This window comes from Streptomyces sp. TS71-3, assembly GCF_018327685.1.
Taxonomy (GTDB): domain Bacteria; phylum Actinomycetota; class Actinomycetes; order Streptomycetales; family Streptomycetaceae; genus Streptomyces.
In genome coordinates, this window is the sequence record NZ_BNEL01000001.1 from 5379327 (window position 1) to 5391653 (window position 12327).

Annotated in this window: 10 protein-coding genes; 9 read left to right on the top strand and 1 reads right to left on the bottom strand. The window is 75.4% G+C overall.

All coding sequences use genetic code 11. The annotated features are described in order from the left end of the window. The 6 genes from Sm713_RS21960 to Sm713_RS21985 all read left to right on the top strand — a co-directional run bounded on the left by Sm713_RS21960 (position 1) and on the right by Sm713_RS21985 (position 6954). On the top strand, positions 1 to 1182 hold the full coding sequence (locus Sm713_RS21960; protein WP_249416425.1) for a GDSL-type esterase/lipase family protein: 1182 nt from the start codon (positions 1 to 3) through the stop codon (positions 1180 to 1182). A 55-nt stretch (positions 1183 to 1237) separates the two neighbouring features. Beyond that, complete coding sequence (locus tag Sm713_RS21965; protein ID WP_212911268.1) at positions 1238 to 2710, top strand: MFS transporter; 1473 nt, start codon at positions 1238 to 1240, stop codon at positions 2708 to 2710. Further along, on the top strand, positions 2707 to 3969 hold the full coding sequence (locus Sm713_RS21970; RefSeq protein WP_212911269.1) for an acyltransferase: 1263 nt from the start codon (positions 2707 to 2709) through the stop codon (positions 3967 to 3969). Before Sm713_RS21965 ends, Sm713_RS21970 begins: the two co-directional genes overlap by 4 nt. Then, complete coding sequence (locus Sm713_RS21975) at positions 3902 to 4834, top strand: LLM class flavin-dependent oxidoreductase (RefSeq protein ID WP_212911270.1); 933 nt, start codon at positions 3902 to 3904, stop codon at positions 4832 to 4834. Before Sm713_RS21970 ends, Sm713_RS21975 begins: the two co-directional genes overlap by 68 nt. Positions 4835 to 4875: 41 nt before the next feature. Further along, positions 4876 to 5748 carry an alpha/beta hydrolase fold domain-containing protein gene (locus tag Sm713_RS21980; RefSeq protein WP_212911271.1) on the top strand — a complete coding sequence of 291 codons (873 nt, stop codon included), beginning with the start codon at positions 4876 to 4878 and terminating at the stop codon, positions 5746 to 5748. 288 nt (positions 5749 to 6036) lie between these two features. Beyond that, positions 6037 to 6954, top strand: coding sequence for a helix-turn-helix transcriptional regulator (locus Sm713_RS21985; protein WP_212911272.1), 918 nt, complete (start codon positions 6037 to 6039; stop codon positions 6952 to 6954). 24 nt (positions 6955 to 6978) lie between these two features. Here Sm713_RS21985 and Sm713_RS21990 read toward each other — a convergent pair whose 3' ends face one another. Then, the gene (locus Sm713_RS21990) at positions 6979 to 7848 is read right to left on the bottom strand and encodes an alpha/beta hydrolase (RefSeq protein WP_212911273.1); all 870 of its coding nucleotides are present in this window, start codon (positions 7846 to 7848) and stop codon (positions 6979 to 6981) included. Between the two features lie 284 nt (positions 7849 to 8132). Here Sm713_RS21990 and Sm713_RS21995 point away from each other — a divergent pair, with 284 nt between their 5' ends. The 3 genes from Sm713_RS21995 (at position 8133) to Sm713_RS22005 (ending at position 12314) form a co-directional block, all read left to right on the top strand. Next, on the top strand, positions 8133 to 8894 hold the full coding sequence (locus Sm713_RS21995; protein ID WP_212911274.1) for a hypothetical protein: 762 nt from the start codon (positions 8133 to 8135) through the stop codon (positions 8892 to 8894). Then, complete coding sequence (gene asnB, locus Sm713_RS22000) at positions 8882 to 10720, top strand: asparagine synthase (glutamine-hydrolyzing) (protein WP_212911275.1); 1839 nt, start codon at positions 8882 to 8884, stop codon at positions 10718 to 10720. Before Sm713_RS21995 ends, asnB begins: the two co-directional genes overlap by 13 nt. Before the next feature lie 133 nt (positions 10721 to 10853). Beyond that, positions 10854 to 12314: a 4-hydroxyphenylacetate 3-hydroxylase family protein gene (locus Sm713_RS22005; RefSeq protein ID WP_212911276.1), complete on the top strand. Its 1461-nt coding sequence runs from the start codon at positions 10854 to 10856 to the stop codon at positions 12312 to 12314. Positions 12315 to 12327 lie beyond the last annotated feature (13 nt).

A 12327-nucleotide genomic window follows, 5' to 3' on the forward strand; every position in this document is an offset into this window, starting at 1 on the left:
GTGCCGAGAACCCTGCGCGTGCCGCACGACGACCCGCGGCTGCGGTACCGGGGCGCGGTCTCGCTCCAGCGCGGTCCCGGCTGGACGGCGCCGTGGCGGCTGCCGTACGAGGAGGCCGCGCTGCACCTGCCGGAGGGCGGTGCGGGGCGGGCCGCCATGCCCGCCGGCGTACGCGTGACCTTCCGCACCGACGCCCGCGCGCTGCGCTGCCGCTACCAGGCCGACCCCCCACCGAGGCTGAACGGCCCCCAGGAGCTGCCGTACCTGGACGTGCTCTGCGGGCAGCGGCCCAACACCGTGCTGCTCACCGCCGACGGGCGCGACCACGGCTTCCGGGTCGGCGGGCTGCCGGGCCGGCCGGGCGGGTCCCCGGGGCTGGTGGAGCTCTGGCTGCCGACGTATGCGCAGTTCCGGCTCCGCGAACTGGTGCTGGAAGGCGCCACGGAAGTGGTCCGCGACGACCGTGAGGGGCCCCGCTGGGTGCTCTACGGCAGCTCGATCGCGCAGGGCCGCGGTGCCGCCTCGCCCGCCCGGGCCTGGCCCGCGCTGGTGGCCCGCCGCACCGGCTGGGACCTCACGTCCCTCGCGCTGGGCGCCGCCTGCTACCTCCAGCCGATGACCGCCCGGCTGATCCGCGACCTGCCCGCGGATCTCGTCACCGCGTGCGCCGGCATCAACATCCAGGCGCTCGGCACCCACAACGGCGACTCGCTCGCCGCGGCGGTGGTGGGCTTCGTGACCACGGTGCGGGAGGGCCACCCCAGAACGCCGTTCACGATGATGTCGGCGATCGTCGCGCCCGACCGGGAGGACGTGCCGGGGCCCTCGGGGCTGACGCTCGCCGCGAGCCGGGGCCATATCCGCAGGGCCGTGGAACTGCTCCGCCGGCACGGCGACAGCCGCCTCAGCTACCTCGACGGCCTGGACGTCCTCGGTCCCGACCTGGTCCACCTGCTGCTGGAGCCCGAGGGCATCGACCGCCTGCACCCCGCGCCGGCCGGGCACCCCGTCGTCGCCGACCGCTTCCTCGCCCGGGTGGCGCCCGGCCTCCACGCTGCCGGCCTCCGCGCCGGCGGTCTCCATGCTGCGGGGCCCAGCACCGCTGGACCCCGCACCGCTGGACCCCGCACCGAGCCTGTGTGTGCCAGTAACAGCATGAACGCAGGTCTGGTTGAACCCTGACGGCACGGCGACGATCGAGCGGCGAAGGACCGTCCCCTCCGCAGAGAGGAAGCCCGTGCCCGCCGCCCCAGAGCCCCCCACGCCCCACGACACGGCGACCGGCAAGGCGGTGACCGGCGAGGCGGCCGCCTTCGGGGCCCCGCGAGTCCCACCCGCCGCGACGCTGCGCTGGGCCCGCTACACTGGCGTGTACCTGCTGCTGTTCCTCATCGGCACCGAGACGTTCCTGATCTCGCCGCTGCTGCCCACCATCGCCGGCTCGGTCGGCGTCAGCGAGGCCGCCGCGGCGAGCACCGTCACCGCCTACACCATCGTCTACGCCGTCACGGCACCCTTCCTCGGCGCGGTCTCCGACCGCTTCGGACGGCAGCCGACGATCGTGGCAGGCACGGTCTGCTTCCTGCTCGGCAACGTCCTCGCGGCCGTCGCGGGCAGCCTCACGGTCCTCATCGCGGCCCGGGTGCTCGGCGCGCTGGGCGCCGGGCTCGCAGGGCCCTCCACCTGGGCGCACATCGCCGAGACGGCCCCGGACGAGGTGCGGGGCCGGGCGATCGGGCTCGGGATGGCGCTGTTCTCGGCGGGCCAGGTGCTCGGCGTGCCGGCCGGCAGCTTCCTCGCCGGCTGGGGCGGCTGGCGGTCCTCGTTCTGGGCGCTCGCCGCGCTCACCCTGGCCGCGCTGCCGCTGGTGCACCGCCAGACGCGCTCCGGCCCGCCGCGGCCCGCAGCGAGCCCGGGGCTCCGCCTCGGGGCGGTCGTCGAGGTCTGGCGGGACGGCGTGCTGCGGCACACGCTCATCGTGGTGCTGCTCCTCCAGGCCGCCAATCTCGGCGCGTACACGTTTCTCGGCGCCGTGCTGCACGACCGGTTCGGCCTGTCCGTCAAGGCGCTCGGGCTGCTCGGCATCCTGGTCGGCGCGGGCAGCGCGCTCGGCTCGCTGGCCGCCGGGCGGATCGGCGACCGGGCACGGCGTCTTGGCGCGGGTGACGCGGCGTGGATCCCGGTGTGGGCGGCGGTCCTGGGCGGTTCGGCCGTGCTCGCCTCGCTCGGCTCGCCCCTGCTGCTGGCCGGCGCGGGCGTGCTGGTGTGGTTCTTCGCCAGCGGCGCCTTCGGCACCAACGTCCAGACCCTGCTGCTGGGCGCCCGGCCCGCGCTGGGCGCCACCTCCAGCTCCTGGAACAGCGCCGCGCTGTACGCGGGCACCGCCGTGGGGGTCGCGGCGGTCGGCCAGTTCCCGGACGCCGGCGCCGGCAGCGCCCTCATCGGAGGCGGGCTCGCACTGCTGGCGGCGCTCACCGCCCTGCCGCTGGTCGGCCGGCTGCACGGCACCGCGGGCGGCAACCAGGGTGGCAACGAGGGCGCCGGGGCCGGGGCCCCGGCCACCGAGCCGCCCGGGGACCGGGCCGGACAGGCACCAAGGCCCCCGACGCACCAGGCCCCGACGGCGACCGCCGCGGGCCCCGCGGCGCCCCCCGGTCCGTCCGCCACCCCCCACCCCGCAGACGCATCGAAGGCGGTCGACCCCTCGTGAGCGCATCCCCCACGGCACCGGCACGGGTGCCCGCGTCCCCGGCACAGCTCGCCGTCGACACCAGCAGGACCCATGCCCATGCCCTGGACGGCATGCGGGCGCTCGCCGCGCTCATGGTGATCGCCCTGCACACCGGCATCTACTCGGGGCAGGTCGCCTCCAGCTGGCTCGGCATCGGGCACGGCGGGGCGCTGGGACCCGTGCTGTCGCGGTTCACCGTCGGCGTGCCGATCTTCTTCGTGCTCTCCGGGCTGCTGCTGTACCGGCCCTACGCCAACGCCGGACGCGACGGCGCTCCGCGCCCGCCCACCGGCCGCTACCTGTGGCACCGCGCCCTGCGCATCCTGCCCGCCTACTGGGCCGTGACGCTGGTGGCCCTGGCCGCCTTCACCCCGGACGCCCTGACGCACCTGTGGGCCACCGTGCGCCCGCTCGCCCTGCTGCACATCTACCAGGCGAACGTGATCCCCGCCGGGATCACGCAGACCTGGAGCCTGGCCACCGAGGCGTCGTTCTACGTGCTGCTGCCGCTGCTCGCACTCGCCCTGCACCCGCTGCTGCGCAGGCCCGCCGCGGTGCTCGTGGCGCTGGGCGCGCTGGAGGCCGTCTCGGTGGCCTCCGTCGTGCTCACCCATCTGCCCTCCGCCGGGCCGTACCCGGCCGCCGGATTCTGGCTCCCGCAGTACATCGGCTACTTCGCGGCCGGCATGGCGCTCGCGGTGCTGGCCTCCCGCGGCGCCGGCCTCGGCGCGCTCGCCCGCCACCCGTGGGCCTGCTGGGGCGTGGCGGTGGCCGCCTACGCGGTGGAGTCGACGCCGCTCACCGGCAGTACGTCGGTCTACCCGACCGTGCCGCAGGCGCTGTTGCAGCACCTGCTCGACCTCGTGGTCGCCGTGGCGCTGGTCGCCCCGCTCGTGCTGCGCACGGAGCGGGGACCCGCGCGGCTGCTGTCCCACAGGGTCCCGGCCCGGCTGGGAAGGATCTCGTACGCCGTCTTCCTCTGGCACATGGTGGTCGTGGAGACCTTCCTGCGGCTCACCGGCGAGCCGGCCGGCTCCGCCACCTTCGCGGTGCTCTTCCCCGCCACCGTGGCCGTCACCGTCCTGATCGCCGTCGCCTCCGACATCCTGATCGAGAGGCCCGCACGCCGGCTGCGCCGCAGCACCGCCGTCACCCCGAGGAGCACCCGCGATGACCAGCCCGAACCCGTCACCGCGCTGGGGGGTCAACCTCCCGCTGCCCGCGATGGAGCTGCGTGACAACCGGCGGATCGTGCAGGCGCTGCCGGACCTCGGCTACGACGACGTCTGGACCGGCGAGGGCGGCGGCATCGACGCCTTCACCCCGCTGGCCGCGGCGGCGGCCTGGCAGCCGCGCCTGCGGGTCGGCACCGGTGTGGTGCCCGCGCAGACCCGGGGCACGGGCGTGCTCGCGGCCACCGCGCTGAGCCTCGCCGAACTCGCCGCCGGAGGAGTGCTGCTCGGCGTCGGCTCCTCGGTGCCCGCCCACGTCACCGCGCTCAACGGCCTGCCGCACGTCAGACCGCTGGAGACGGTGCGGCGCACGGTGCGCGCGCTCCGCAAGGAACTGGCGGGCCGGCCGCCGAAGGTGATCGTGGGCGCGCTGCGCCCGAGGATGCTGCGGCTCGCGTACGAGGAGGCCGACGGGGCGATCCTCAACATCCTCACCGCCGAGGACGTGCCGAAGGTGATCGGCGCCGCGGGCGGCCCGTACCCGGACCGCGAGACCATCGTCAAGATCTTCCTCTGCCCGACGACCGACGCGCAGGAGGCCCGGCGGGCCGGCCGCGGCTTCCTCGGCTGGATCCTCAACCAGGCGCCGTACCACGCCTTCCACGAGTGGCTCGGCCGTGGTGAGGAACTGCGCGCGTCCCACGAGCGGTACCAGGCGGGGGACCGGCAGGGTGCCGGGCTCGCACTGCCCGACGCGCTGGTCGACGAGCTGTGGCTGCACGGCGAGCCGGACGAACTCCGCGAGCGGATCGCCCGGTTCGTGCGCCCGGGCGTCAGCACCGTGCTGCTCTACATCGCCCCGACGCCCGAGCTGGCCGCCGACCCCGGCCGGCTCCCCGGCCTGCTCGACCGGCTGCGGCCCGCGCTGTGAGTCCTCGGCCCGTACCCGACGGCTCACCGCCTTGGGCGACGGTGACGGGCGGCCCCGCACCGGACCCGGCGCAGGAGCCCGTCACCGACCCGGCGCACGCCTGGGCGCTCGCCGCCCAGGGCCGTGCCCCGCTCGCCGCGGGCACCGTCCGCAGCGAGGTGATTCATGCGGGACGCCCCGCCGTACGCGTCCGGCCCGGTACCGGGGGCCGCCGCGGCACCCTGCTCCACCTGCACGGCGGCGGCTACCGGGCCGGCTCGCCGCGGGTGTCGGAGGGCGCCGCGTCGTTCCTCGCCGCGGAACTGGACGCCGAGGTGCTGCTGCCCGCGTACCGGCTGGCCGGGGAGCGCCCCTTTCCGGCCGCCGTTGAGGATGCCACCGCCGCCTACCGGAGCCTCTTGGAGAGCGGCGTCGACCCGGGCCGGCTGGCGGTGCTCGGCGACTCCGCCGGCGGCGGGCTGGCGGCGGCCGCACTGCTCGCCGCGCAGGACGCCGGCCTGCCGCGGCCCGCCGCCCTCGTCGGCCTCTCGCCCTGGTACGACCTCACCGTGACGGCCGGCTCCTACGAGCGCTGCCGCGGCACCGACACGGTGCTCAGCCGCGCGTCGATGCGGGACTCCGCGGCGCGCTACCTCGCGGGCGCCGACCCCCGCACCCCGCTCGCCTCGCCGCTCTTCGCCCAAGGGGCGGCGCTCCGGGGGCTGCCGCCGGTGCTGGTGCAGTGCGGGGGCCTTGAGGTCCTCGCGGACGACGCCGGGGAGTTCGCCCGCAGGGTCGATGCGGCCGGCGGCCGCGCGGTGCACCGGAGCTGGGCGGGGCAGGGGCACTGCTGGCACCTCGCGGTACCGGGACTGCCCGCCGCCCGGGAGGCGGTGGCGGCCACGGCGGCGTTCCTGGACGTCCACCTGGTGTGAGGGAGCCCGCCCGCGGGTGCCGGACGAGCACGTGCCCCGGGCACCGGCCGGCCGGCGGGGACTTTGGCCGGAGTGCGGCCCCGGCGCCGCTGCCGACGGTTAAGCTGCCCCCCGATTTCCGTAACCAGGCGGCCCTGCGGGGAGGGCGAGGATGGAGAACGAGGCGTTGTCCTTACGCCGCCCACCCGGTTCGCACCGGGCCCGGCTGGTCCGCTGACAGCACCGTCGGACCACTGCCGGCAGCCCGACCTGCTGCCGCGACTCATACGAGCGGGAGGCCTCAGCCCCGTGCACACCCCCCACGACCACACCCCCGTCAGCGCACACCCCAAGGAACTCGGCGCGTTCCTGCGTGCCCACCGGGAGCGCCGCCGCCCCGAGGACGTCGGACTGCCGGGGACCGGCCGCCGCCGCACGCCGGGGCTGCGCCGCGAGGAGGTCGCCGCGCTGTCCGGCGTGGGGCTCGCCTGGTACACGTGGCTGGAGCAGGGCCGGGTCGTCTCCTCCAAGAAGGTGCTGGAGGCGGTCTCCAGGACCCTCGGCCTGGACACCGCCTCGTACCGGCACGTGCTCGCGCTGGCCGGCCACCTCCCGCCGGAGGGCGGCGAGGCCGAGCACGGCACGGTCGCCCGGCGCACCCAGCCGCTGCTCGACTCCTGGGAGACCAGCCCGGCGGTCCTGCTGGACTGCCGCTTCGACATCACCGCGTGGAACGCCGCGTACGCCGCCGTCTGGTCCGACCCGGCGCTGCTGCCCGCCAGCCGCCGGAACTTAATGTGGTGCATGGTCGGCGACCCGGCCGTGCGCGACGGCCTCAAGGACTGGGAGGAAGTGGCCCGCGCGGTGCTCTTCCACTTCCGCGCCCAGACCGCACGCCGCACCGAGGACCGCCGCACCCAGGAGGTGTACGCGGTGCTCAACGACGACTTCCCGGAGCTCTCCGACTGGTGGAGCTGCCAGGGCGTGGACGACCTGACGGCGCGTGACGTGACCGCGCTGCTGCCCGCGGGGGAGCTGCATCTGACCTTCTCGGCCTTCAGGCCGGTCGACGACCCCGAGGCCCTGGTGCTCGTGCAGGCCCCGGCGGGCGAGCAGGACCGTGCGCTGGTGAGCCGCCGGCTGGGCGAGCGCCGCCGGCGCGGTGAGTCCACGATCGGCGGCGTCGTGCGGATCGGCGCGCGGACGGCGATGCGCCGGGTGGGCTGAGACCCGTACAGGGGGCCACCCGCCTCACCGGAAGAACGCCAGCAGTTCCGCGGCCGTCTCGCGGGGCGCCTCCTCGGCCAGGAAGTGCCCGCAGTCCAGGGCCCGGCCCCGGACGTCGTCCGCCCACCGGCGCCAGACGGCCGGCACATCGTGATGGCGCCCGGTGTGGGACCGCCTGCCCCACAGCGCCAGCACCGGGGCGCCGATGCGCCGGCCCCGCGCGCGGTCCGCCGCGTCGTGCTCCGCGTCCGGGCCGAACATGGCGCGGTAGTCCTCGCACATGGCGTGCACCGTCGCCGGGTCGGTCACGGCACCGCGGTACGCCGCCAGAGCCTCGGGCGCGAACAGCCGGGCGTGCGCACCGAAGCAGAAGGCCTCGGGATCGGCGGCGATCAGCGTCTCGGGCAGCGGCGCGGGCTGCGCCAGGACGAACCAGCGCCACAGGTCCCGGGCGACCGCGGCGTCGACCCCGGCGAGGGCGTCCGCCGTGGGCACCACGTCCAGGACCGCGAGCCGGCTCACCCGCGCCGGGTGGTCCAGGGCCAGGCGGTAGGCACAGCGGGCGCCCCTGTCGTGGCCGGCCACGGCGAAGCGGTCGTACCCGAGGTACGCCATCACCCGTACCTGATCCAGCGCCATGGCGCGCTTGGCGTACGGCAGATGGCCGGCGTCGCTCGGCGGTTTGCCGCTGGCCCCGTAGCCGCGCAGGTCGGTGGCGACGACCGTGAACTCCTCGGCGAGCAGCGGCGCCACCGCATGCCACATGGCGTGGGTCTGCGGGAACCCGTGCAGAAGAAGGAGGGGAGGGCCGCTGCCGCCGCGCTGCCCGTGCACCGGCACTCCGTCCGCATCCACCGTAAAAGACTCGAACCCTGCGAAGCGCATTTGTGTCATCATAACGACCGGAGCGGAATGTGGAATTCAGTGCGGCATGGTGTTATCGGGAGTCATAGGATGCCGGCTGATCCCCATATCGCCTCTGTATTGACGCTGCACTACTGAATTCCTACTGTCGGCGTCATGTTTTCGGGGGAGTCTTCCTACGGCCTGGGCACGGTCCGCGGTGCGCGGCACCCGGAACTCTTGGACCGCCTCTGTACCGCCCTTCACGTCGTAGTTCGCACAACGTCCGCGAAGTGAAGTACGGAAGGGCGTCGATGCAGGAGAATTCCCTTCAGATGAGCCGCGCCGAGAGAAGCGCGCTGTGGCAGCGGCGCCTCTTCGAGGCCGAAGCCGGTCTCACCCGGTATCTCACGGAACAGCACGGCGGACGGGATCTGGCCGGCTGGATCGCGGTGCGCGGCGAGCTGTTCTCGGGGCTGCCGGAGAGCGACTCGGAACCGGCGGCGTGGCAGCGTGTCTTCTTCCGCGCCCAGGCGCTGATGGAGCGGTTCCTCATCTCCCGCTACGGGCACGGCGAACTGCGCGCCTGGGCCGAGGCCAACGCCCAGGTGCACCGCTACGTCGAGCCGGACCACGGTCAGGGCGCGCTGGATCCGGTGCTGCGGATCGCCCGGCAGGCGGAGCTGTACGCCTCCGAGTACCGGCTGCTGCCCTCCGGACGTGACCGCGCGGCCGTGGAGATCGCGCACTGCGCCATCTGGGACTACCGCGAGAGGGCACGCAGCCGCGGTGTGCCGCTGAGCCTGAAGTCCCCGTGCGAGTACTGCACCCACGCCACCGCGGCGAACATCGCCGTCAAGGGCTACCTGCCGCACCACGAGCTCCTGGAGGGCCCGGACGGGCACGGCTGCCGCTGGGAGGCCGTCGCGACCGGCGAGCCCGCCTCCGGCAGCCGGCCGTCCGGCCCGGGAGCCGCCGCGCCGGACCCCCGCTCCGGGCGCCCGCCCCGCGCGGGCCGCGGACCGGCTCCGGACCCCCGCGGAGCCGAGCACGCCGGGCGGCCCGCCGCCGAGGGGGACGGCGTATGTGCGGCATAGCCGGCTGGGCGGACTACGGCCGCGACATGCTCCTTCAGGCGAGGGCGGTGCGCGCCATGACGGACACGATGGTCCGCCGCGGCCCGGACGCCGGCGACGTCTGGCTCGGGGAGCACGCCGCGCTCGGCCACCGGCGGCTCGCCGTCATCGACATCGAGGGCGGCGCCCAGCCGATGCGGGTCACCGACGACGAGGGCCGGCTGCTCGCCGTCATCACCTACAGCGGCGAGGTCTACAACTTCACCGAGCTGCGCCACCGGCTCTCCCTGCTCGGGCACCGCTTCACGACCCGCTCCGACACCGAGGTGGTGCTGCGCGCCTACCTGGAGTGGGGCGAGGCGTCGGTCACCCGCCTGAACGGGATGTTCGCCTACGCCGTCTGGGACGCCCGCACCGAGGAACTGCTGCTGGTGCGCGACCGCCTCGGCATCAAGCCGCTCTACTACGCGCCGGGCCCGGACCGGCTGCTGTTCGGCTCGGAGCCCAAGGCGATCCTGGCGGCGGGGCCCTTCACCCCGGAACTGGACGCCGAGGGCGTCGCCGAGCTGTTCGCCGTGCCCGCCGCGCCCACCCCCGGCCACGCCGTCTACCGCGGGCTGCACGAGGTGCGCCCCGGGCACACCGTCCGCTTCTCCCGCCGCGGCCTCGCCACCCGCCGCTACTGGGAACTCGCCTCCGGGGACCACCCGGAGGCGCCCGAGCGCACCGCCGAGCACGTCCGGGAGCTGCTGACGGACATCGTCCGCCGCCAGCTCGTCAGCGACGTGCCGCTCGGGCTGCTGCTCTCCGGCGGCCTCGACTCCAGCATGCTGACCGCGCTCGCCACCGCCGAACGCCCCGGCCCCCACGAGGAGAAGATCGCCACCTTCTCCGTGGACTTCCCCGCGGGCGAGGAGCCCGAGACGCTGGGCGACTGGAACCGCGCCGAGGACGCCCCGTACGTCACCGAGATGGTGGCCCGGCTCGGCACCGCGCACACGTCGGTGGTGGTGCCCGGCGCCGCGCTGCTCGCGCACCGCGAGACCGCCCTCGCCGCCCGCGACCGGCCCGGCTGGGGCGAGCCCGACGTCTCGCTGCACCTGCTGTTCCGCGGGGTGCGCGCGCACGCGACGGTGGCACTGTCCGGCGAGGTCGCCGACGAGGTCTTCGGCGGCTATCCCTACTTCCACCGGCCGCCCGGCGAACCCCTGGACGCCTTTCCCTGGCTCGCCGGCAAGCCCTCGCCGGCCACCCTGCTCCGGCCCGACGTGGCCGCCCGGGTGCGGCCCGCGGAGTACGGCCGCGAGCGGCTGCGGGACGCGCTCGCCGAGGTGCCCCGGCTGCCCGGTGAACAGGGCGCGGACCGCCGCGCCCGGGAGGTCTCCTACCTCGCCCTGACCCGCTGGCTGCCCGCCCTGCTGGACCGCAAGGACCGCATGAGCATGGCCGCGGGACTGGAGGTCCGGGTGCCGTTCGCCGACCACCGGCTGGTCGAGTACCTCTGGAACGTGCCCTGGGCGGTCAAGAACGCCGGCGGCACCCCGAAGGCCCTGCTGCGCCGCGCCGCGGCGGGCCTGCTGCCCGACCCGGTCCTGCACCGCCCCAAGAGCGGCTACCCGGCCAGCTCGTCGCCCGCCTACCGGCGGGCCCTGCGCGAGAGGGCGCAGGAGCTCACCCGCCGGGACTCGCCCGTCTTCGAGCTGGTGGACCGCGCCGCCGTCCGCGAGCACCTGGAGCGCGGCACCGTCGTCCCGGGACCGCGCGCCGCCCCGCACCCCACCGGCGGGCTCGACTACCTGCTCGCCCTCGACACCTGGCTGACGGAGTACCGGGTGAGGCTGGTGTGACCGTCCGCCGACCGGGCCCCCGCCCCGCCCGCTCCCGCCCCGCCCGCTCCCGCCTCGCGCCGCCGCACCCCGCGCCGCCCGGCGCCCCCGCCCCGTTCACGCCGCCGTCCGACGAACCGAGGAGAGCCCCGCATTGAGCCCCCACGCCTCCGCGGTCGAGCCGCACGGCGCCCTGAACGGCGCGAGGTACCTCGCCTCGCTGGACGACGGGCGCAACGTCTGGCTGGACGGTGAGCGGATCAAGAACGTCGTGGACCACCCGGCGTTCACCGGCTCGGTGCGGGAGATGGCGCGCCTCCTCGACCTCCAGCACCACCCCGGGCACCGCGACCTGCTCACCGTCACCGACCAGGAGAGCGGGCTGCGCATCGGCCGCGGCTACCACCCGCCGCGCACCCTCGACGAGCTGACCGCGGCCCGCCGCGCCGCCGCCGTGTGGATGCGCGAGTCCTGGGGACAGCACGGCCGCGCCCCGGCGTTCATGGCGTCCATCGCGGTCGGACTCCACGACTTCCGGCACCGGCTGGAGACCAGCCGGCCGGGCTTCGGCGGCCACGCCGAGACCTGGTACCGCTTCATGGCCGAGCGGGACCTGCTGCTCACCCACGCCCTCGGCGACCCGCAGATCGACCGCGGCGCGAGCCCCGTGGACCACCCCGACCACGCGCTGCGCATCCTCGAAGAGGGCACGGACGGGATCGTCGTGCGCGGCGCCAAGCAGCTCACCACCCTCGCCCCGTTCGCCCACGAGGTGCTGGTCTACCTCTCGGCCTCCTTCGCGCAGCGCGGTGCCGAGGAGTTCGTGGTGTGGTTCGCGCTGCCGATCGCCACGCCGGGACTGCACGTCCTGTGCCGCGAGCCGTTCGGCGGCGGCGGGCACGGCCAGGCGCACCCGTTCGCGTCCCGCTTCGACGAGCAGGACGCCATGCTCTTCTTCGACGACGTCCGGGTGCCGTGGGAACGGGTGTTCCTGATGCACGACGCGGCGCTCGCCCGAGAAGGCCTCGGCCGCATCAACGCCTGGAGCCAGTACATCGGCCAGGTCCGCTACCAGGAGCGGCTGCGCACCCTGCTCGGCGTCGGGACGCTGCTCGCCGAGGCGATCGGCGTCAGCGGGTTCCGCGGCATCCAGGAGGACCTGGGCGAGCTCACCGGCTACGTGGAGATCCTGGACCACTTCCTGGCCGCGGGCGAGGCCACCGCCCACCGCACCGACAGCGGCCTGCTCGCTCCGGGACCCACCCCGGCGGCGGCCGTGTGGGCCGCGTCGGTGGCCGGCCGCGCGGTGGACATCGTCCGCACCATCGGCCAGTCGGGCCCGCTGATGCAGCCCACCGAGAACGACCTGCGCAACCCGGAGCTACGGCCCTTCCTCGACCGCTGGATGCACGGCAAGGACATCGGCGCTGCCGAGAAGTCCCGCCTCTTCCGCCTCGCCTGGGACCTCACCTCCGACGGCTTCGGGCAGCGCCAGCACCTCTACGAGTACGTGCACCGCGGCGACCTCGCCCGCAACCGGATCAACCTGTTCCACCGGCACGACCAGACCGACGTCCGCGAGCGCATCCAGGCGCTCATCTCCCGGCCGCTGTGAGCGGCGACCTGAC

Bases quoted from the DNA above. Each gene is read 5' to 3' on its own strand.
- asnB (WP_212911275.1), top strand. From the start codon at position 8,882: ATGTGCGGCATAGCCGGCTGGGCGGACTACGGCCGCGACATGCTCCTT.
- Sm713_RS21990 (WP_212911273.1), bottom strand. From the start codon at position 7,848: ATGACACAAATGCGCTTCGCAGGGTTCGAGTCTTTTACGGTGGATGCG.
- Sm713_RS21995 (WP_212911274.1), top strand. From the start codon at position 8,133: ATGAGCCGCGCCGAGAGAAGCGCGCTGTGGCAGCGGCGCCTCTTCGAG.
- Sm713_RS21975 (WP_212911270.1), top strand. From the start codon at position 3,902: ATGACCAGCCCGAACCCGTCACCGCGCTGGGGGGTCAACCTCCCGCTG.